The sequence below is a fragment of the Zoogloea sp. genome (genome assembly GCF_023150065.1).
Taxonomy (GTDB): Bacteria; Pseudomonadota; Gammaproteobacteria; order Burkholderiales; family Rhodocyclaceae; genus Zoogloea.
The window spans coordinates 1-841 of sequence record NZ_JAKLLN010000089.1 but is presented as its reverse complement, the minus strand read 5'-3'; the positions used below and the strand labels follow the sequence as shown (position 1 = coordinate 841).

The following is an 841-nucleotide window of genomic DNA, read 5'->3' as shown; positions in this document are numbered from 1 at the left end:
ACCCATCGGCTGCTTGCGGCGGTGTACTTGCTGCTGGTCTTCCACTCGGTGGTGCTGATGAACTTCGGCTACTGGAGCCAGCCCGTCGGGCCGGTGATGGCCCTCCTGATGGCCGGAGGCAGCGTCGCCGCGGTGATGTCGCTGCGGCGCAAGGTGGGCGTCCGCCGGCGGGCCCTGGGGACGATCGAGGCGCTGGTCCACCACCCGGACAACCGGGTGCTGAAGGTGTCGATCAAGCTGCAGGGCCACTGGCCCGGCCACGAGGCCGGGCAGTTCGCCTTCGTCACCTTCGACCCCGACGAAGGCGCCCACCCCTTCACGATCTCCTCGGCCTGGCAGGGCGACGGGCGGATGTCCTTCCTGATCAAGGGCATCGGCGACTACACCGGGCAGTTGCCGGGCACGCTGCGGGTCGGCCAGCCGGCGACGGTCGAAGGCCCCTACGGCCGCTTCAGCTTCGCCGGCGAAAAAACCCGCCAGGTGTGGGTGGCCGGCGGCATCGGCATCACACCCTTCATCGCCCGCATGCAGGCCCTCGCCTTGGCTCCCGACGGCCGCGAGGTGGACCTTTTTTACAGCACCAGCGCGCCGGACGCGGTGTTCATCGACAAGGTGCGCCAGCGCGCCGAAGATGCCGGCGTGAAGCTGCACGTGCTGGTCAGCCAGCGGGACGGGCGGCTCGACGCCCGGCGCATCGCTGCGACGGTGCCCGACTGGAAGACGGCGGATTTCTGGTTCTGCGGCCCGGCGGCCTTCGGCGGCGCGCTGCGGGAGGCCTTTACTGCCCAGGGCCTGCCGGCGGCCGACTTCCACCAGGAACTCTTCGACATGCGCTGAGGCG

Annotated in this window: 1 pseudogene; it reads left to right on the top strand. The window is 70.2% G+C overall.

Annotated elements, in window-relative coordinates:
• Positions 1-837 (top strand): annotated as a pseudogene (locus tag L6Q67_RS23570) (ferric reductase); the annotation flags it as partial.
• Positions 838-841 lie beyond the last annotated feature (4 nt).